This window comes from Parvibaculum lavamentivorans DS-1, from assembly GCF_000017565.1.
Taxonomy (GTDB): domain Bacteria; phylum Pseudomonadota; class Alphaproteobacteria; order Parvibaculales; family Parvibaculaceae; genus Parvibaculum; species Parvibaculum lavamentivorans.
In genome coordinates this window covers 2,199,198-2,216,767 of the sequence record NC_009719.1, presented here as the reverse complement: position 1 = coordinate 2,216,767, position 17,570 = coordinate 2,199,198, and the positions used below count along the sequence as shown (strand labels likewise).

General features: G+C 62.1%; 18 protein-coding genes. 8 read left to right on the top strand and 10 right to left on the bottom strand.

Translation table 11 applies throughout. From position 1 onward, the window contains the following. Positions 1 to 34: 34 nt before the first annotated feature. From PLAV_RS10275 to ykgO, 5 genes are all read right to left on the bottom strand, one after another. Positions 35 to 1,006 (bottom strand): alpha/beta fold hydrolase, encoded by a 972-nt coding sequence (locus tag PLAV_RS10275; protein ID WP_168713191.1) that lies wholly within the window; start codon positions 1,004 to 1,006, stop codon positions 35 to 37. A gap of 107 nt (positions 1,007 to 1,113) precedes the next feature. Continuing rightward, on the bottom strand, positions 1,114 to 1,695 hold the full coding sequence (locus PLAV_RS10270) for a tetratricopeptide repeat protein (RefSeq protein WP_041536603.1): 582 nt from the start codon (positions 1,693 to 1,695) through the stop codon (positions 1,114 to 1,116). A 37-nt stretch (positions 1,696 to 1,732) separates the two neighbouring features. Then, positions 1,733 to 2,788: a saccharopine dehydrogenase family protein gene (locus PLAV_RS10265; RefSeq protein WP_012110945.1), complete on the bottom strand. Its 1,056-nt coding sequence runs from the start codon at positions 2,786 to 2,788 to the stop codon at positions 1,733 to 1,735. A 106-nt stretch (positions 2,789 to 2,894) separates the two neighbouring features. Then, positions 2,895 to 3,506 (bottom strand): HAD family hydrolase, encoded by a 612-nt coding sequence (locus PLAV_RS10260; RefSeq protein ID WP_012110944.1) that lies wholly within the window; start codon positions 3,504 to 3,506, stop codon positions 2,895 to 2,897. A gap of 89 nt (positions 3,507 to 3,595) precedes the next feature. After that, positions 3,596 to 3,721, bottom strand: coding sequence for a type B 50S ribosomal protein L36 (gene ykgO / locus PLAV_RS10255; protein WP_012110943.1), 126 nt, complete (start codon positions 3,719 to 3,721; stop codon positions 3,596 to 3,598). A gap of 309 nt (positions 3,722 to 4,030) precedes the next feature. Here ykgO and PLAV_RS10250 point away from each other — a divergent pair, with 309 nt between their 5' ends. From PLAV_RS10250 to PLAV_RS10235, 4 genes are read left to right on the top strand one after another with little or no spacing between them, the layout of a single operon-like run. Continuing rightward, the gene (locus PLAV_RS10250; RefSeq protein WP_012110942.1) at positions 4,031 to 5,524 is read left to right on the top strand and encodes a sensor histidine kinase; all 1,494 of its coding nucleotides are present in this window, start codon (positions 4,031 to 4,033) and stop codon (positions 5,522 to 5,524) included. Beyond that, the gene (locus tag PLAV_RS18950) at positions 5,521 to 6,000 is read left to right on the top strand and encodes a response regulator (protein WP_012110941.1); all 480 of its coding nucleotides are present in this window, start codon (positions 5,521 to 5,523) and stop codon (positions 5,998 to 6,000) included. The genes PLAV_RS10250 and PLAV_RS18950 overlap by 4 nt, the downstream gene beginning before the upstream one ends. A 30-nt stretch (positions 6,001 to 6,030) precedes the next feature. Beyond that, positions 6,031 to 7,026, top strand: a complete 996-nt coding sequence (locus PLAV_RS10240; RefSeq protein WP_083762556.1) for an alpha/beta fold hydrolase — start codon at positions 6,031 to 6,033, stop codon at positions 7,024 to 7,026. After that, positions 7,023 to 7,223 carry a hypothetical protein gene (locus tag PLAV_RS10235; RefSeq protein ID WP_041535944.1) on the top strand — a complete coding sequence of 67 codons (201 nt, stop codon included), beginning with the start codon at positions 7,023 to 7,025 and terminating at the stop codon, positions 7,221 to 7,223. Before PLAV_RS10240 ends, PLAV_RS10235 begins: the two co-directional genes overlap by 4 nt. A 9-nt stretch (positions 7,224 to 7,232) precedes the next feature. On the opposite strand, the gene PLAV_RS10230 is transcribed toward PLAV_RS10235, so the two are convergent. Next, a complete protein-coding gene (locus PLAV_RS10230; protein WP_012110938.1) occupies positions 7,233 to 8,582 on the bottom strand; it encodes an MFS transporter in 1,350 nt (449 codons plus the stop codon). A gap of 97 nt (positions 8,583 to 8,679) precedes the next feature. Continuing rightward, on the bottom strand, positions 8,680 to 9,468 hold the full coding sequence (locus tag PLAV_RS10225; protein ID WP_012110937.1) for a glutathione S-transferase family protein: 789 nt from the start codon (positions 9,466 to 9,468) through the stop codon (positions 8,680 to 8,682). Between the two features lie 164 nt (positions 9,469 to 9,632). Here PLAV_RS10225 and PLAV_RS10220 point away from each other — a divergent pair, with 164 nt between their 5' ends. Continuing rightward, a complete protein-coding gene (locus tag PLAV_RS10220; protein WP_012110936.1) occupies positions 9,633 to 10,868 on the top strand; it encodes an acyl-CoA dehydrogenase family protein in 1,236 nt (411 codons plus the stop codon). Here PLAV_RS10220 and PLAV_RS10215 read toward each other — a convergent pair. Beyond that, positions 10,865 to 12,307: a hypothetical protein gene (locus PLAV_RS10215; RefSeq protein ID WP_012110935.1), complete on the bottom strand. Its 1,443-nt coding sequence runs from the start codon at positions 12,305 to 12,307 to the stop codon at positions 10,865 to 10,867. The genes PLAV_RS10220 and PLAV_RS10215 overlap by 4 nt on opposite strands. A 171-nt stretch (positions 12,308 to 12,478) precedes the next feature. On the opposite strand from PLAV_RS10215, the gene PLAV_RS10210 reads away from it, so the two are divergent. Both PLAV_RS10210 and PLAV_RS10205 read left to right on the top strand, forming a co-directional pair. Then, positions 12,479 to 13,504, top strand: coding sequence for an alpha/beta hydrolase (locus tag PLAV_RS10210; RefSeq protein ID WP_012110934.1), 1,026 nt, complete (start codon positions 12,479 to 12,481; stop codon positions 13,502 to 13,504). Next, positions 13,497 to 13,889, top strand: coding sequence for a helix-turn-helix transcriptional regulator (locus tag PLAV_RS10205; RefSeq protein ID WP_012110933.1), 393 nt, complete (start codon positions 13,497 to 13,499; stop codon positions 13,887 to 13,889). The genes PLAV_RS10210 and PLAV_RS10205 overlap by 8 nt, the downstream gene beginning before the upstream one ends. A 5-nt stretch (positions 13,890 to 13,894) precedes the next feature. Here PLAV_RS10205 and PLAV_RS10200 read toward each other — a convergent pair whose 3' ends face one another. After that, complete coding sequence (locus PLAV_RS10200) at positions 13,895 to 15,679, bottom strand: arylsulfatase (RefSeq protein WP_202943978.1); 1,785 nt, start codon at positions 15,677 to 15,679, stop codon at positions 13,895 to 13,897. Between the two features lie 11 nt (positions 15,680 to 15,690). Then, a complete protein-coding gene (locus PLAV_RS10195; RefSeq protein ID WP_012110931.1) occupies positions 15,691 to 16,773 on the bottom strand; it encodes a glutathione S-transferase family protein in 1,083 nt (360 codons plus the stop codon). Between the two features lie 123 nt (positions 16,774 to 16,896). Between PLAV_RS10195 and PLAV_RS10190 the strand changes: the two genes are divergently transcribed. Further along, positions 16,897 to 17,568, top strand: coding sequence for a nitroreductase (locus PLAV_RS10190; protein WP_012110930.1), 672 nt, complete (start codon positions 16,897 to 16,899; stop codon positions 17,566 to 17,568). The last annotated feature ends 2 nt before the right edge of the window (positions 17,569 to 17,570 follow it).

The following is a 17,570-nucleotide window of genomic DNA, read 5'->3' as shown; positions in this document are numbered from 1 at the left end:
GAGGCTCCGCTTCCGCGGGAAACCTTTCTCGCAGCTACTCGGCTGCCAGCGCCTCTTCCACCGATCCATCCGCATGGATAGTCGTCATGCCGGCGCGCACTCGCTCGCCGCGCGCGAGACGCAGCACCGCGTCCACCACGATGTCGCGCCGCACGTAGTGCGGCATGTGGCCGGTGCCCTTGAGCTTGATGAGCTCGGAGCCTTCGACCGCATTGTGGAACGCATAGGAGTGGAGCTTCGGGGAGACTGTGTGATCCGCATTGCCGGTGACGATGATGACAGGCACCGAAATGCTCTCATAGCGTGTGCTCATTCGCGCGAGGTTTTCTTTCAGGTTCGACGTATCCTCGCTGTTGGCGCGGAATTCATGCGGCCGAAAAAGCAGCGGCAGCGCCGTCTTGCTCGTGTAGTTTTCCGGCGGCGTGTCGGGATAAAAATTGCTTTTCACGCCTTCCTCCACCAGCAGCTTGCCGGCGGGCTCGACGAGTACCTGCATGAACAGCCAGCCGATGGCGGGCGTACGGACGACCGAGTGATACCAGGCAACACCGCCGGGCCAGGGATAAAGCGCACCCGACAGAGGCAGAATACCGGCCGTGTCTTCAGGGAAGTCGAGTGCATAGGCCGCCGCAACCGCGCCGCCCCAGCTATGGCCGAGGATCACCGGCCGCTCCACGCCGAGCCGCGCCAGCGCCTCGCGGATCGCACGCGCCTGAACGGCGGGATTCGAGATATCCGGATGCGAGGTGCGGTCGCTCCAGCCATGCCCCGGCCGGTCGATGGCGATCACGCGTGTATGGCGCGAAAGGGATTCCATCAGGCTCAGTTCCATGTCGCGCAGATTGCCGCTCGCGCCATGAATGAGAACGACGGATGCGACACCCGGCGGCGCGACGCCCTGTTCGGTATAATGAAAACGCGCGCCGGAAAACTCGCCGCCGAGTTCCACGAATAGATCGGGCGGCCACATCGTTGCGGCAAGCGCCCGTGGCGCGGAGTAGCTCACGAGACCTCCGATAACGAGAAGCGGGACAAACAAGGATGGAACGCGCTTGAGAAAGGCCATGCGACGGGTACGAATGCCGGCGGCAAACGGTTCACCTTCGCGCGCATTCAGATGCCCCTGCCCTCGACATCCAGCTGGAGCGGCTTGATGCGTGCATCGCCGTCGCGCAGCCAGGGATTGAGCGCAAGCGCGCGACGATAGGCATCGAGCGCGCCTTTCTTGTCGCCGAGTTCCTCCAGGAGGATGCCGAGCCCCGCCAGTGCCTCGAAATGACGAGGCTCGAGACGGAGCGTCTGCTCAATATCGCGCAGCGCCGACGAATAATCCTCGCGGATGTAATGAATGGTTGCGCGCTTGTTCCATCCCTCCGCGAAGCCGGGCGAGAGGACCACCACCTCATCGAAATAAAAATGGGCCCGGTCATAGTCCTGCTCATGCAGCGCATCGAGCCCGCGCTGCATGAGCAGGTCGATGCTCGGACTGCCCGACTGCAGCCAGAAGGACTGGATGGCACTTTCGACCGCACGGCCTTCCGTCTCGTCCTTGGCGGTGCGGAGCCGCTCGAAGAGACTGTCGAGCACGGCCTCGCGCGTTTCTTCGCCCGCCGCCATCTCCGCTGCATGGATGGCCGTCGCCGCCGGAGAAAGGCCCGGCAGCAACAGGAGGCAGATGAGCAGGCGTTTGATCATGCCGCCGATGATAGGGCGAGAGCCCGCCGCCGCCAAATCAGCCGTTGAGGTCCTGCCGGGTGCAGCCCTCGAATTCCGTGATGAAATCGGCCCCGAATACCGAAGACGGCGTCTGGAAACCAGGCTGCGCATCGCCGGCGAGCACCCGCCGGACGATCTCGAGGCCGGTCATTGCCGTCAGCGTGTAGCCTTCGGGCGTTTGCAGGCGCGACTGGACGCGCGCGCCCTCGGCATTGACGGCCTCGCCGAAGAGAACGGCGAAGCCTTCGCGGCGCTGCTCGTCCGTCGGCCCTTCGGGTTGCTGTTCGATGCGCTTTTTAAGCGCCCGCTGCATCGGCCCCCGGCTCATTACCCAGCGCATGAAGGCGCCGAGCTTTGCCATTTGCTCGAATTGCGGATTGCTCTCGAAATAGACGGTGATGTCCCGGATCTTCGTGGAGTGCCAGGCGGTGGAGACATCGCCCCACCCGATCGCGATCGACGGCTTGGCGCCTTGTCCGAAATCGATCTCGCGGCGAAGCGGCTTCTTTGCGGAGACAATGCGGCCATCGCGACGGATGCGCGTGCCCTTGCCGATGCTTTCGACGCCGGTCTTGGCGGTGCCATGCGACATGTGACCGAGACCGGAAATGCCGAGCGTGAGCTCAACCGCATCCGGCATCCGCGTCTTCATGTGAGCGGCAAGACAATCGCTCGGCACGACATCGAAACCGACGCCGGGCATCAGCATGACGCCAGCCTTCTGCGCCGCCTCGTCGCGCGCGGCACAGGCCTCGAAAACATCGATCTCGCCGGTAATGTCGAGATAATGCGTGCCGGTGCGCAGACACGCCTCCACCATCGGCTTCGATGTTTGCGAGAAGGGACCGGCGATGTGGAGCACGACATCGACCTGGGAGAGCCCGGCATCGAGCGCCTCCGGCTCGTCGAGCGAGATGGCCTGATACTCGAAGCCATGCTGAGCGGCGATGGATTTCAGGCGGGCTTCGTTGCGGCCGGCCAGCAAAGGCTTCATGCCGAGTGTCTTCGCGGTGCGCGCCACAAGTTTGCCGGTATAGCCGGTGGCGCCATAGATCATGAACCGGTCGCTCATTCGGGAAATCCTTTTGCATCGCCTGAACGGAATCCCGGCTGCCGGGACGGCCCTATTAGGCCGCGACACGGGCCCGCACGCAAACCCAATGAATTCGCCGCTCCGGCTAAATCAGCCCATGACCGCGCAATGCACCTTCAAGGCCATCCGCCCCGGTGAAGATATGCGTGTGGAAGCCGAGCGAGGCGGCTGTTTCCACATTGCGGGCCGAATCGTCGATGAAAAGCGTGCGCGAGGGGTCGATCCCCGCGCGGCCGATCAATATCCGGTAAATGCGGGGATCGGGCTTGAGAATGCCTTCGTCGCCCGAAACGACCGTCTGCTCCAGAAGCAGAAGCTCAGGATAGCGCTCGCAAAGCGCCGGAAAGACGGGGGACGGCATGTTGGTGAGCCCGTGAAGGGCGATACCGCCGGCCTTCAGGCCGCGAAGCAGGGCCGCCGTGCCCGGCACACGATCAGGCGTCATCTCAAGATAGCGGGCGCCCCAGAGGTCGATGAGATCTGCATGGGCCGGATGCCGCGCCTTGAGTCCGAGCGCATTATCGGCAAAGGGCACGCCGCGATCATGCTCGATATGCCATTCCATGGTGCAGACATTGGCGAGAAAAGCCTCCATCTCTGCCTCGTCCGGGAAGATGGAACGGTAGAGATGGCGCGGATCCCACTGGATCAGCACATTTCCGATGTCGAAAACAACGGTATCGAGCTTTTCGCCCATACTGCCCCCACAAGCAGAAAGGCCGCATACCTTCCGGCAGCGGCCTCCAACTCAAGGCGGCGCACCCGGAAGGGCCGCCTGACGCGCATTCAGCCCTGGCGGGCCTTGAAGCGGCGGTTTGTCTTGTTGATGATGTAGACGCGGCCCTTGCGGCGCACGAGACGGTTGTCCCGGTGCCGATTCCGGAGCGATCTCAATGAGTTACGGATCTTCATGGCTCAACCTCGGATCGGGCCCGCGGGCGGGACGAACTGCCTGCCCCGCCTCCGGCCCGATGCCGGAACGCCCTTTAAGTTGGCGCGGAAACTAAGCGGGCGGTCATGCGGTGTCAACCGGCAAACCCCGCTTTTTTTGGCGGTTTCAGCCTCTTTCCGATGCCTCCCCGCCAGGGGGGTAAATTGCGCCGCTGACAACTTGGTATCTTTCCAAAAGAGCCGGAATGTCCTATTTCCAGAACAGTATTTCGGAAATGGCAATTTCGCTGCCAAGGATCCTGGATTCGCGGCGGCGGGGGTAAAGCAGGAATGACCGGGCTGGGTCTGTCCATGCGCGTTTTCGGCGCCAGAGACGCCGATACGGACGATATGAGGCGGGTGAACGCGGCGTTGATGACGCTCGCGTTCCTGCTGCTGTTCGGCGCCAGCGCGGCCGCGCTGATGCTGGCCGACCGCGCGCGGACGAATGCCGAAGCGGTATCTCAAACAATCGAAGTGCGCGCCGACCTCCTTACCATCCTCAATCTGCTTCAGGGCACGGAAACCGGCCAGCGCGGCTTTCTGCTGACACGCGATTCGAAGTATCTGGAGCCCTACAACGAGACGCGGTTCGAGATCGGCGAGAAGCTGACAGCACTTGAGGCGCGGGTTGCCGATAATCCTGGTCAGCAGAAGCGCATCGAGGCGCTCCACGACACAGTCCGCCAGCGCATTGCCATCCTCGACGGCACGATCGCCATGGCGCGTGAAGGGGACTTCGAGGGCGCGAGCAAAATCGTCGGGAATGACCGCGGCAAGGCGCTGATGGATGAGTCCCGCAGGCTGGTGGATGAGGCGATTTCCGAAGAGAACGCGCTTCTCGCTGCACGCCAGGAAAGCGCGACCCGCTCGCATACATGGCTGTTCACGGCGCTTGTCGGCGCGCTCGTCGCCTCATTCATCCTTGCTTTCCTGGCGCTGCAACTGACCCGCCGCCAGTTCATGAACATGAAAACGAGGCGCGACCAGCTACTGCGGCTGAACGAAGAACTGGAGAGGCGCGTCGCCGAACGGACCGCCGACCTTGAAAGGGCCCGCGAGCTTGCCGAAAGCGAAGCAGGCCGCGCCGAATATGAACGGGGACGCGTGGAGCTTCTGTTGCGCGACGTCACGCATCGTGTCGGCAACAACCTCGCTATGGTTTCATCGCTGTTGCGCATGCAGCAGTCGAAAGTCAATGACGGGGAAGCCCGTTCGGCACTCGAAACCGCGCGCGGTCGCATTCAGACGATCAGCACCGCGCAACGCCGCCTCCGGCTGGGGGCCGACCTGCAATCCACCCGCGCCGATGAATTGCTTGAAGCCGTGGTTTCCGACCTTGCCGATTCGACGCTGGAGAACGGCACGCTCACCATTGTGAGCGACTTTCAGCCGCTCATTGTAGCCTCACGGGACACCACGACACTTGCGGTGGTGCTGGGTGAGCTAGTATCAAACGCCATCAAGCACGCCTTTCAAGGCCGAAGCAGCGGCGAGATCAAAGCCTCGTTCACGCTCGGCCCCGATGGCATTCCCCTACTTGCCGTCATCGACGACGGGATCGGGATGGAGGCGGCGACGTCCGGCAAACCGGAGCACCCCGGCCTCGGCACCACGATTATCGATAACCTCTCGCGCCAGTATGGCGGCGAAATCAAGAGACACACCAACGAAGCCGGCGGCACATCGATCTTCATCACGTTGCCCAAGCTTCAAGTCAAACACCCGGACCCGGTTTCCGAACCTCAGAATTCTATCTCCGAGACCAAAGGCACCGAACAATGATCGTTGAGAAGCTGAATCGCCGCCGCACCTTCAAAATGAATGTCCTGTGGTGGATGACGGGCCTAGATGGCGGCTCGAAAGGCGGGGCAGGTGGCGAAAAGGCTCCATCACCGGGGCTGCCGCTTTCCGGCAAGACGGTGCTTGTGGTCGAGGACGAGTTTTTCGTCGGACTTGAGATCGCCCAGACGCTCGAAGCGGCGGGCGCCGATGTCATCGGCCCGGCCCGCTCGGTAGAAGAGGCGGAAGAACTGCTCGGCGGCGGCACGCTCGATATGGCGGTGCTCGATGTCGATCTCGACGGCCAATATTCCTTCGACCTCGCGCTCGCCCTTCAGCAGCGCGGCGCCCGCGTCGTCTTCGCGACAGCACATGCAGACGATAGCGGTCTCTTCCGTGGCCCCATCGCCGCAATTCCCCGCATCGGCAAGCCGACTACCGCGCGCGCCCTGTTGCGCACCCTTCTGCCGCTCTCCTGAGCGCCGCAGAAAACCTGTAAAGCACATGCAATGAGTATCACGAAAGAAGCGGGAGACTGGATGACGGAACCCGCCGTCGCCACCTTGCCCGAGGAAGACATCATTCTTCATCGGCCGCAATGGTTCCGTCAGGCACTGGCCGCTCCTTGCGAGAGCCACCGCCTGACGGTCGATGGAAGCGCCATTCACTACCTGCGCTGGGGCAACAACGACCCTGAAAGACCGGGCCTGTTGTTCGTGCACGGCAATGGCGCCCATGCCCGCTGGTTCTCCTTCATCGCACCGCTGCTGACCGAACACTACAATGTCGCCTCGATGGATCTGGGCGGCATGGGCGACAGCGACTGGCGGATCGAATATACGCGCGAGACATTCGGCCGCGAGATCGGCGAAGTGGCGCTGGCGGCGGGGCTCGGCCCGAAGCCCGTCATCGTCGGGCATTCATTCGGCGGTTTCGTGTCGCTTATGGCCGCGCACCAATATGGCGACAGGCTCGGCGGATTGATTCTCTGCGACTTCACAGTGCGTCCGGCGAGCGACCCGCATGAGTGGTTCCTGAACGGCCCCGAGCGGCGGCCGACCAAAATCTACAAGAGCTTCGAGGAAGCGAAGTCGCGCTTCCGTCTGGCACCGCTGCAACCCTGCGCCAACGGTTTCATCCTCGATTACATCGGCCCCCTGAGCCTGCGCGAAGTGAAGGCGGGAGAAACACGCGGCAAGCGAACCTTCGAGGAAAGCGGCTGGACCTGGAAATTCGATCACTCGATTTTCAACGGGCTGCGCATGGGCGCCGACCACGCGGAAATCTACGCAAATCTCGCCTGCCGGGGTGCAACCATGTTCGGGCTCAACAGCAAGGACTACGATCCAGAAAAGCTGAACTTTCTGCGCCGCCTCGCGCCGGAGAAACCCGCCTTCACCGTTCCCGGCGCGCAGCACCACATCATGCTCGATCAGCCGCAAGCTTTCGCCACCGCCATTGGCGCGACCATGGCGCAATGGCAGGCCGAAGGTGCCTTGAAGTGACCCTCGCGCTCACGCTCACCATTCTGGCGGTGAGCGCCGTGAGCGCGGGTTTTTTCATCTGGCTGGAAAAGAAGCCGGTCGAGCCGGGGCGCATCCGCCTTCTGCCGACGACGACGCTCCTCTTTGCCTGCATCATCGTCGCCGTGGTGATGCTGGTGCATCTTGTGACGCTGATGGGCGGGCATACGGGGCGCTAGGCCTGGCGGTTAGTGCAGCCCGATCTCCTCTTCCTCCTCGTCGACCAGGCCCGTATCGCCGCTGCGCAGATTTTTCAGCACCGGATGAAAGATCGCGAAGGCGAGGATCATCACCATGAGGCCGATGCCAAGCATGAAGGGCGCCGAGTGCAGCAGGTAGAAGAGCGGGATACCGATGGCGGGATTGAGGATGTGGCCGGTGGCCGCAGTCGAGCCGATGAGGCCTGCGACCGCGCCCTGATCCTTCAGCGAAACGGAGAGTGACGCGCCGGCGGACAGGCCGGAGCGCAGGAAGCCGAAGCCGAGACCGGCAAGCGCCAGCGCCGAGACAAGCACGCCGTAGGAGCCGCCGAACACCAGCATCGCGAATGAAAGGATCATGGTGACAGCACCCCAGCGCAGCAGGAATTGCACCGAGAGGTCGAACCGCTGAATGAGGCCGAGCTGCGCGACGAGGGTCGCCATCGCCATGGCCATCATGCCGACGCTGACAAGCTGCGTGGCTTCCGACCCCTGCATGCCGAGCTCCGCCATCAGATAGAAGGCGAAGAGCTGCATCATGATCGACTGGCTGAGGCTGAGGATCACGCCGATGACGAGCCAGGGCATGACATTGGGCGCGCTCCACTTCAACGCGGCCTGCTTTTCCTGTTTCTCCGAAAGCATCTTCTTTGGCCGCGTACGCTCCGGCAACAGGATCCAGATCGCTATGCCGCTGACAAAGGCCAGCGCACCGACAGCGAAGAAAGGTGCGAGGATGTGGATTTCCGCGAAGGCTGCGGCGATGCCGGGGCCGACGACCGTTCCGAGACCGAAGGCGGCGCCGATTTGCGCGATGCTTCCTGCCCGCTCGGCCCGCGTGGTGCGGTCTGCGACATAGGCCTGCGAGGCGGGCATTGAGCCGGAACCGAAAATACCGAAGATCGCCCGCGCACCCATGACCAGCGGGAACATCAACACCATCGAAATCCAGTGCTGATAGCCGGCCAGCAGCACAAAGCCGACAAGCGAAGTAGAGAAAGCGAAACCGAAAACGCCAATCAGGATGACTGGCTTGCGGCCCATGACGTCGCTGCGGCGGCCCCAGAAGGTGCTGGTGAGCACCCAGAGCGCGGCGGAGAGTGAAAAGATCATCGTCGTTTCGAACTCGGACATGCCGAGATCGGCGGCGATGGGGGGCAGGACGGCGAAGACGAGTGTCTGGCCCATGCCGACCGAGAGCAGGCAGACGAAGAGGATGAAGAAGGCGCGCTTGCGCTCCTGCGGCGTAGTCTGCCTGTCGGGATCGGAGGGACGCAGAGGCCGGTTGGCGGCCGGTGCAGCGGTTTCCGCCGTTCTGATATCTTCGTCTTCCGCCATGAGGTGGGGCCTTCCGACAAAACCGCCCTCTTGTGGGAGGCTGCCCTTCCTTTACGTCAAACGGTGACGGCTTTCCAGCCCGGCGAGCCCTGCGGGCTTACTCGGCGGGGTGTCTGAGCGCCAGCACTCGCTTCGGCCTGTGACGGTCGTACATGTCCCGCACCCAAGAGGCGCCGGGATGAGCCGCCCAGCGCGACAGCCAGGCCTCGACCCGCGGCGGGCGCGGCACCGGCAATTCCATATCGGGGTGGGAAGGTGCACAGGCAGGCGCGAGAAGCGCCGCAGCCGCAAGATCGGCGACGGTGAAGCTGTCGCCCACCATGTAGCCGGTGGACGCTGTTTGTGCCGCCACCCTGTCCAGGGCCGACTGCGTGGCGTGGAATGCTTCCTCCGTCGCACCCGGCCGGTCGAGACCCATCTGCCGCCTGATCAGACCGCGCGCGACACCGAGCGTAGCGCGGTAGAATATGCGCGAGGGCAGCGATTTGCCGGAAGCAAAGATCGCGCAGAGATAGGCCGGCTCATGCACCAGCTCCGAAAAGAAAGCCCGACGAACTTGCGGGCCGACTTCGGTATCGAAAAAGGATTGAACGGCCAGCACAGCATCCTTGCCTTGCGGGCCGGCAGGATAAAGCGGTGACGCCGGATAACTCGCTTCAAGCGCATCGATGATGGCGGCTGAGCCGGTAACGACCAGGCCGCCAACTTTCAGGACCGGCGTTTCCGTGGCGCCTGTCATTTTTCGGATCGCGACAGCGTGCGGACCCGGCAGATAATTCAGACGCCAGTGCGGCAGGCCTTTGTAATCGAGCGCCCAGCGTACCTTTTCATTGTAGTGCGAATGCGAAAACTGGTGCAGTTCCAGCTCGCTCTTATCCTCGCCCATATGCCGTCCCTCTCGTCCTGAGGCCCTAATATGCCATTTAAAGACGAAGGATGACCTAGCGAAAAGCAGGAGAAATAACGGCAATTTGACAGTGCCGCTCGCCGCAACGCCTACTCTCTCGCAAAGACATTGGCTTAAATCGAATGAGAGACCGGGAGAAGATCATGGAGCTTGGCTACAGCGTGGCCGATGCCGCCTTTCGCGACGAGGTGCGAAACTTTCTGGACGAGAAGCTGACACCGGAGCTGCGTGCCACGGGCAAGCGGATGACAAGTGTCTATGCCGATTATGAAACGACCATGACCTGGCACAAGGCGCTTTACGAAAAGGGCTGGGTCGCGCCGTCATGGCCTGTTGAATATGGCGGGTGTGACTGGTCTGTAATCCAGCACTACATTTTTTCGAGCGAACTTTCCGCCGCCGGCGCGCCCTCGCTTTCGCCGATGGGCCTCGGCATGTGCGGACCGGTGCTCATCGGCTACGGCACACCCGAGCAAAAAGCCTATTACCTGCCGCGTATCCTCAACGGAGAGGATTTCTGGTGTCAGGGTTATTCGGAGCCGGGCTCGGGCTCCGACCTCGCCAGCCTGCAGATGAGCGCCGTCTCCGATGGCGACGACTTCATATACAACGGCCAGAAAATCTGGACGACGCATGCGAATTACGCAAACCGGATTTTCAATCTCGTCCGCACGTCGAAGGAGGATATCCCCCAGCGCGGCATCACCTTCATCCTGATAGACATGGACATGCCTGGCGTGAAGGTCGAACCGCTGGTGATGCTGTCGGGCGAGCACATCCAGAACCAGATCTTCTTCACGGATGTGCGCGTGCCGAAGATGAACGTCGTCGGCAAGGTGGGTGATGGCTGGACGGTGGCGAAATATCTGATGCAGTTCGAGCGCGGCGGCCATGCCTATGCGCCGGGCCTGCACACGCGGCTCAGCCGCATTGCCCGGATGGCGGGCGAGGAAAGCGGCAATGGTGGCGGACGGCTGATCGACGACCCGGATTTCGCAACCAAACTCGCTGAAGCGTCGGTGGAAATTTCCAGCCTCGAATATACCGAACACCGCATCATGTCGGCGTTGAGCCATGGCGAGGCACCGGGCGCGGAATCCTCGCTGTTGAAAACGCGTGGCACCGAAATCAGCCAGCGCGTGACGGAACTGGCGCTCGAAGCCGTGGCCTATTACGCCCTGCCCTTCCAGCCGCATGCGACGGCGCCGGGAGGCCCCGTGCCGGGCGCACCCTCCATCACGCCGAACGAAACACCGGTCGGCCCCGATTATTCATGGCCGGTGACGGCGAAATATCTCAACGACCGCGCCGGCTCCATCTATGCGGGCACCAACGAAATTCAGCGCAACATCATGGCGAAGGCCGTGCTGGGACTCTAGAAACTGAATCGCGTTCGGAGCATTGCGCCGGCATAATCGCTGCGCTCAAGATCGAGCCGTGATGGGCCTACGCCGTCTCGCGTCACTACCGGCGTATTGCCGATGGCACCGTAGAAACCATCTATGTCGAACTGGATCGGGCTTTTCGCACCGACCGTAACTCCGGCATTCAGCGTATAGCTGAAGGTCGTATCGTCGTTCGACATCTGCATTGTCTGCCGCGCGAAGCCGGTAAAGTCGAGACTGTCCGAACCTTTTGCATCGTTGAACTCTATCGAGCCGGTGACGCCCGCGCGCAAGAGAACCGGCGAACGCTTCACGGGCGCGAGGAACTGCGCGCCAAAAACAGGCCCCCAGGATTCGACCTTTACGTCGGTATTGTACTCGAAGTCGCGCCCATAGCCCGGAATCGAGCCCGCGAAGCGCTGGTCGATATTGCCTCTCGTGTAGTTGAGACCGATATAGGGCAGGAGACCGAAGGGAGGACCGTCCTCGTCATCCTCGCCATCGCACCAGAACTCATCTGACAACTTCAGGCGGATGGAGGTGTGATCGTAATCGAGCCGGTAGTCCGAATTTGCTACGAGATTGAGACCGCCCGCATCCGCGAGCGAGAAACCGGCGCCGGACGGACCGTCGCCAGTGCCGGGAATAAGGAGAGTTGCGCCATTGGGATCAAAAGCGCCGGTGTTCCGGTCGATCTCGACATCGGTATAGGTAAGTCCGACATTGAGCTTCAGCTTGCCGCCAAAGCCGTCACCAAGCCCATATCGCCCAAGGCCTATGCTACCGCCCAGATGAAGAGACTTCGTCTGCTCGTTACCTTCGAAATTGTAGCCGGTATTGAGATTGGGGACGCCGCCCATCTCCGTGCCGAGAAAACGGTAGGAGGGGAGAGAAAGCCGCGTACCCGCGATACCGGCTTCGAGCGTCGCATCAAACTCGGGCTGATAGCCGATCCTCATTTTCTTCTTGTTCTGGTCGCAATCCGGATTCTCCGGCAGGCGGATCAGCGCCTCATGCATATAGCGGATACGCGGGTCCGTATAGGGATCCCGTCCCGCATCCTGAAGTGCCTTTGCTTCGGCATTGGCGCCATCCTGCAACTGCTGCCTGTAGCGGCGATAGCGCTGCCGATGATCGTCCCGCGCTTCACCGCCTTGCGCGCACCGGTCCTGTTCCCGTTCTATCTCGGCAACAAGCTCCTCGGGACCGTAGGTGGAGGGTGCGAGATCGCCGGCAGGGCCAGGGGGTAGTTCATCGAGGATGGATTCCGGACCGTCAGCCGCCGTCTGCATTCGCAGGCTCGGCGGCGTGAGGTTCGGGTCGCTGTCCGGGCCGAAGGCGGCGCAGCCGGGAAGCAAGAGCGCCGACACCGCCGGAAGCAGCCAAAACCCGAGCCTGACCGCGCCACGGCCTGCGAAAACACCACCTCTCATGATACCCCTCCCACGCCCATACGCCCCAGCCCTGCGCCGTGCGATGCTTCACGATAGGGAGAGGGCGGATCCGGAAATCATCAAAATTGGTGATGCGCCGCAGGTTTTAACGGCATACTGGGAAGAGACTGTTGCTTGCCATTCGCCACCCCGCAGCAGGGATATGCGCTCATGACAGCTCGGACACTCGAATTTACGGAAGCAGCAGTTCGGTCCTTACCGCCCGTAGCGAAACCGAGCTGGCGCGGTCGCATGTTCAACGCGGCCTTCGGTATTGTCGGCAGCCCACTTACGCCCCGTATGAGGGATGGAGCTGCCAGCTTCGACATCGCCACCGCGCGACCGGTCGTACACCGCGCCGAAAGCCTCATGACATTCGCACCCCGCGGCATGCAGGTTGAGCAGGCAGCCTGCGCACCTGTGGCTGCCGACTGGATTACGATGCCGCAATCCGAAGCCGGGCGGATCATCCTCTTTGCGCATAGCGGGTCTTTCATCTTCGGCCGCTCGCGGCTGCACCATGCACTCGCGGCACGCATCTGCCAGCAGGCCCATGCATCGGCACTGGCCGTCAACTACAGCCTGGCGCCTGAGCGCCCTTTCCCCGCAGCACTCAACAACCTGGTGACGGCCTATGAGTGGCTGCTGGCGGAAGGCATCTCGCCCGGGCAGATGCAGATCCTGGGTGATAGCGCCGGCGGCGGCATCGTACTTGGCGCGTTGATAAAACTGCGCGACAAGGGCTTACCCATGCCTGCCGCCATGACGCTTCTCGCGCCGTGGGCCGATCTCACTCTCTCCGGCCGCTCGCTGCTGACGAATGCGCGCAAGGCGTCGCTCTCCAACAATATTGAAATGATGATGATATGCCGCGAGCTCTATCTGCAAGGGCACACGCCCGCCGACCCCCTGGCCTCGCCTGTCTTCGCCGATCTTTCCGGCCTGCCGCCCGCGCTCATCCAGGTAAGCTCTTCCGACATACTTCTTGATGACGCCGTGCGCATTGACGAAGCGTTGCATCGCGGAGGGACGGAAACGGAATTCCGCCTCTATCCCCCAATGCCGCATGGCTGGCAGCGCCTTGGAGCACTGCTTCCTGAATCCCGTCGTGCATTAACGGAGATCGCGGTCTTCATCGATGGCAGGTTTGAGGCCGCAACCCGGGCCGAACGCTCGCAGGACCAGTACCATGTCTGATGACGACCCGCGCCGCTCTGTCTATGCGGGCGCGCTTGGCCATGACAGTGCGCATGTACGCCGCCGCATAAAACAGATAAAGCAGTGGGCCTTGCTGCACGCAAACAGCTTCGTGGACGAAATGCTGACGGCGAATCCGCGCCTCGAATGGGCGATGCCGGAGGCTGGCCGCACGGCCGCGCCGGAAGACTACGAACTCGCCTTTAACCTCACACGAGCCGAAGCCGAAATCGCGGTGGCTTTTGCACGCGGCGAGAGATTGGCCGACATCGCAATAACACGCGGCAGCAGCATCAACACGGTGCGCACGCATTTTGCGCACATAAAGGACAAGCTCGGTGTCAGCACGCAGACTGAGGTCTTGCGCGAGCTCATGAAGGTCTGATGCCCCTAGACGCGGAGCTTTCGCCAGAGGTTTGGGCCGAAGCGGATACCGGACCAGACAAGCCCGCCAAGCACCAATAGCGCGAGGACAGCGAGGCCCGGCCAGTTCTCCCGGACCTGATCGTGGATGCGGTTGGTGGTGAGCTGCGCCGTCTGGTCGTATCCCTCCGGCACTTCGCGCACGCCGACACGCGCCGCGTATGCCTCGTACTCCGCCATCATCTCGGCGAAAAGTTCGGGCTCGTCCTGCGATATATCATTCGTCTCACCCGGATCGCTCGCGAGATTGTAGAGATACCACTGCATATCGCCGTAGGGCCGCGCGTTGCGCACCAGTTTGTAACTGCCTCGGAAAATCGCGGCATTACCTGCCGCCTCGATACCGACGACATCTTCTTCGCCATAGACGCGTGCAGCCTCACCGCGCAACAACGGCGCCAGCGATTTGCCGGTCATTGCCTGCACCGTAGTGCCCTCGAAATCCCGGGACGCCCCTATACCCGCAAGTTCGAGAATGGTTGGCGCGATATCCGTGATGTAGCTGAAGGCATCCGTCATCCGTGCAGGGGAGATGCCGTCGCCTGCGAAGATCAACGGCACCCGCAAGCCGCCCTCGCCCGCCTGCATCTTGAAGAAGGCGCCGGGCGAAGCCGCCGCGCTGGCAAACTCCGGTCCTATGAAGACATATGAGCCCTTCTCGCCCAGCGTTTCGATGTCGCGGTTGTAGCCGGTCCACCACAGCCATTGCCGAAAGCCGGGCGTTGCCAACGGATCGCCAGGCTCGGGTCCATTGTCGGAAAGCACAATGAAGATCGTGTTTTCGTACTGGCCGGTCTCCTTCAGATATTCGACCAGCCGCCCGACATGAAAATCCATCGCCTCGAGCATCGCCGCATTCACGGACATGCTCTTTGCGAGCATTCGTTTTTCGTCCTCACTCCGCGCACTCCAGTCGCGAAGTCCCTCGGGCATTGGTCCGAGTCCCATGCCGCCCGGCAGCAGCCCGCGCTCGACGACGGCACGGAAGCGCGCTTCACGCAGCGCGTCCCAGCCTTCATCATAGACACCTTCATACTTTTCGACGAATTCGCGCGGTGCCTGCAGCGGAATGTGGATCGCCTGAAAGGCCACATAGGAGAAGAACGGACGCCCTTCGTCTTTGTCCTCCTCCAGATATTCGATCATCTTGTCGATGAGAAACTCGGAGGAGTAAAAATCTTCCGGCAGATCGGTAGGTTTGCCGTCCTCGTACCAAGGCGCGTCGTCATAGATCGGCAGATAGGATTTCTTTTCCCAGTTGTCGGCGCCTGACGCTTCGAGCGCGAAGGAGCGATCAAAGCCGCGTGCTGCGGGATGCGCCCCTTCGCCATGGCCGAGATGCCACTTGCCGGTCATCATAGTGCGGTAACCGGCCGCGCTAAGCCGGCTCGCCACCGTCACCACATCATCGGCCAGGCGGCCGAGATAGCCGGGCTGGCCGCGATGTTCTAGCGGCGCCGATTCCGGCAGATTGCCGATACCGGCGAGATGGCTGTCGACACCCGTCATCAGCATGGCGCGCGAGGGCGCGCAGATGGGTGAGGCGTGGAAGTTCGAGAACAGCGTACCCCTCGCCGCCAGTGCATCGATATTCGGCGTCTCGATCTCGCTGCCGTAAACGCCGAAATCGCTGAAGCCCACATCGTCCGCAAGGATCAGCACGATGTTGGGCCGCGCTTCCTGCGCCTGCGCGGAGAGAGCGATGAAAGGCAGCATGACCGCCGCCAGCTTCGAGCTTTTAAAGATGTTCATCCCCATGCCTCTTATCCTCTTGCGGTCCGCCATTGCCGGTCGACCGGTTTTGCCGGCGCCGCCGGCATCGGCGCGGTATGTATGGCCGGCGCGCTCAGAATTTCCTGTGGTCCGCCCAACGCCGCATCGACCCGCGAACGGGCTTCGGTGTCGAGTGCGGCATATGCATCGCGCAGAGCCGCCAGGCAATGAGCGCGGTAGGGATTGACGGGCAATTGCCAACCCACCCCTTCGACCGCATAGGAGACATGACGGGCGCCGCGCCTCAACGCTTCATCGTTCGCCGCCAGATAAGGAAGGTAGGCGGCGCATGCTTCTCTGAGGATCGGCGCCAGATCGGCGGGAACGGCATCGGGCAAAGGCGCGCCCGCGAAATCCGCCGGCGCCAGCGACCACATCCGTGCCACCCAGGCAAGCACATGCGGGGCGCGGGCGCGCATGATGGCGGCGGGCGTCGGATCGCTGGCGAAGTGGCGGAACATGGAGCCGAAGAAGCCGAAATCCGCTTCCACCGGACGCTCTCCTATGAGAAAGGGACGCCGCGCGAAGACAGCTTCAAGCGCATCGAGTGTTTCGAGATAAAGCGCTTCGATCTGCGGCGCGGTTTCCTTGGTCACGCCATCCTGCGAGAGATAGACGCGGCGCTGGCGCTGCAGGATCAGTCTCCGCCTGAGCCAGAACGGCAGTTTCAGGTCGCGCATCATCGTGCAGGCAATGGCGGCACTCATCAGCCTCATGTCGTCGGGAAAATGCCAACGGTAATAGAGCGCCGGCCGCCACAACCACTCGTCACCATAGTCCTCAAGCAAAAGACTGATGAAATGGGTAGCGGGATCGCGCGGCGACAAGGCGGGCGCGGCCCCCGTGCTTTCGAAATGCCGGATAATCCGCGTCGTATCGGTGAGCCATGTGCCGTCAGGCATTTCAAGTTGCGGCATCTGGGCGATGCCAGTCGCCCGCGCCGCGCGGCGGAAAGACGCCATGTCCATTTCCGCGAAACGATAGGGAATACCCTTCGCGCGCAGATAGGCTTCCATCTTGCCCGTGAAATAGGAAAGGCTGAGGCCGTGCACGATGATCGGCTGTTCGGGCATAAGGGCTTTTCTGCGGCCGGATTATTATGACATTTATAATGTCAATATATCAGCCCCGTCGCAACCGGCAAGCCCATGTGCTACCACTCCCGGCAAAGAAATCATCTTGCCGGAGACCTTCCCATGGACCTCGACGAAGCGCTCAAGGCGCGGAAATCCGTTCGCGCGTTCAAAGCCGATCCCGTACCGCTCTCTTTGGTGAACGAAATTCTCGAGCTTGCGCGGCACTCGCCATCAGGCACGAATATCCAGCCATGGAAAGTACATGTCGTAGCGGGCGACGTCCGCAGACAGCTGGAGGCCGAGGTGCTCGCGCATCGCGACACGAAGCCCGCCGATGCCGTCGCTGAATTTCCGCGCACGTCGAAGCGCAAGGAGCCCTACACCACCCGCATGCGAACACTGGGCAAGGCAATGTACGGCCTGATCGGCATTCCGAAAGGCGACGAGGCGGCGAACTGGCGCCAATGGGGCCGCAACTATCAGTTCTTCGACGCGCCTGTCGGGCTCATCTTTACGATCGACAAGGACCTCGATGCGATGAGCTTCCTCGACATCGGGATTTTCATGCAGTCGATCATGCTGGCGGCGAAGTCTCGCGGCCTGGACACCTGCTCGCAAGGTGCATGGAACAATTTCTGGACGGTAACGCGGCGTGTTTTGAGCGTGCCGGACGACGAATACATCATCTGCGGCATGTCGCTCGGCTATGCCGACGAGACCTCACCGGTGAATACACTTGTCGCCGAACGCGAGCCGGTGGCCAGCTTCGCGACATTTCACGGCTTCGAATGAGG